The 1688-nt window shown below is 75.1% G+C and carries 1 protein-coding gene and 1 pseudogene; both read right to left on the bottom strand.

The features are described from left to right. Positions 1-1420, bottom strand: a 1420-nt coding sequence (gene murJ / locus JNW91_RS31295; protein WP_203179036.1) for a murein biosynthesis integral membrane protein MurJ, incomplete at its 3' end; no start/stop codon positions are given. A 1-nt stretch (position 1421) separates the two neighbouring features. Further along, positions 1422-1688, bottom strand: a pseudogene (locus JNW91_RS31290) (hypothetical protein); the annotation flags it as partial.

Genomic DNA, 1688 nt, shown 5'->3' with positions numbered 1-1688 from the left:
GGTGATCGCGCAGCGTTCGATGGTGATGCCGGTCAGGGTCGCTCCGGGCCGCGCCGGCCAGCGCCGCACGCCCGGCGGCACGCAGCACCGCCGTGACCAGCAGCGCCCCGAGCACCAGCATGCCCACCGAGTTCGCGACGGTCACCGCGAGCACCCGGTCGGCGGTGGGGAGCAGGGCGGTCAACGGCAGCGCCACGGCCGGCACGACAAGCCAGCCGAGCGTGATCGCCACGGTCGCCGGTCGGGTGTCGCCGCGCGCGTACAGCGCACGGGACAGGACCGCGAACAGTCCGTAGCCGAGCAGGCCGGGAGCGAAGCCGGTGATGGCCGCCGCGGTGGACGCGGGATTGTCCGGGTAGAACAGGGCCGCGACGGGGTGCGCGGTGGCGATCAGCGCCGCGACGCCCAGGAAGCTGAAGAGCAGCACCCCGCGCACCGTCGCCGACAGGGTCCGCCGGTAGCCGGCCTCGTCACCGGTGGCGGACGCCGTGGCGAGCGTGGGATAGGACGCCACCGCCAGCGGCACGGCGAGCACCGCCCACGGCAACAGGAAGATGGCCTGGGCCAGGTTGAACACCTGCGGGGAGCCGGTGGGGCCGCCGGACACCCGGTTCAGGATCACCAGGAGCGCGACCTGCTGCGCCGCCACGGTCACCGCGCCGGCCGTGGCGAGCCCCCCGATCCGCGTCCGCGCGTCGGCGGTGAAGGCGTACCCGAACCGGGGCCGCAGCCGCAGCCGACGCAGCGGGATCAGCAGCGACAGGGACAGCACGACCACGCCCAGGGTGGTGCCGGCGGACAGGAGCAGCTCGCCGCCACGGCTGACCTGGGCCACGGACGCGCCACGCCCCTGGGCGGCGCCGAAGGCCAGGTAGACGACCACCACGGTGAGGCTGGACAGCAGCGGCGCGATGACGGGCCAGGCGAAGCGCCGGTGCGCCTGGAGTACGCCGGTGAGCACGATGCCGATCCCGTAGAGCGGCAACTGCGGGGCGAACACCCGCAGCATCCGGGCGCCGGCGGCGAGCTCCGACGCCGAGCGTCCCTCGCTGATCAGCGAAATGATCGGGTCGGCGAACAGGACGACCAGCACGGCGAGCGGAACCAGCAGGCTCACCGTCCAGGTGAGCAGGGCGCCCGTGGTCGCCGCCACCGCCCGCCGGTCCTCCGCCGCGACCGCCCCGGCCAGCAGCGGCACGACGAGGCTGGCCAGCGCCCCACCGGCGACGATCTCGAAGACGATGTTCGGCACCGTGTTCGCGATGACGTACATGCCACCGAGGTCGCTCTGCTGGACGACCCAGGTGAACACGGCGGTACGGCCGAAGCCGGCGAGCCGGCTGGCCACGGTGAGGACGGCGATGAGCGCGGCTGCCCCGGCCAGCCGGCCGGCGCCGGCGAGGGGTGCCGGTCTGGTCACGTCAGTCGGCGCGCCGGCCCAGTGCGTCAAGCTCCCGCAGCCCCGGGGTCTGCTGGATCACCGACGTGAAGCTGACCTTCTCGCTGGCGGCGGTGAGCCCGGCGAGCACGGCGAGCAGACCGGCCCGGCCGAGCGGGCCGGTGCGGGCGGCGAGCGCGACGCCGAGCAGCGCACCGAGGGCGTTCGCGCCGCTGTCGCCGAGCATGACGTCCTCGGCCAGGTCGTCGCGGAGCAGTCCCGCGGCGGCGCCGGCCGCGCCGGCGGCGAT

It is taken from the genome of Micromonospora parastrephiae (assembly GCF_016802865.1).
In the GTDB taxonomy this organism is placed as follows: Bacteria; Actinomycetota; Actinomycetes; order Mycobacteriales; family Micromonosporaceae; genus Micromonospora; species Micromonospora parastrephiae.
This window is presented reverse-complemented; position numbering and strand designations above follow the sequence as displayed.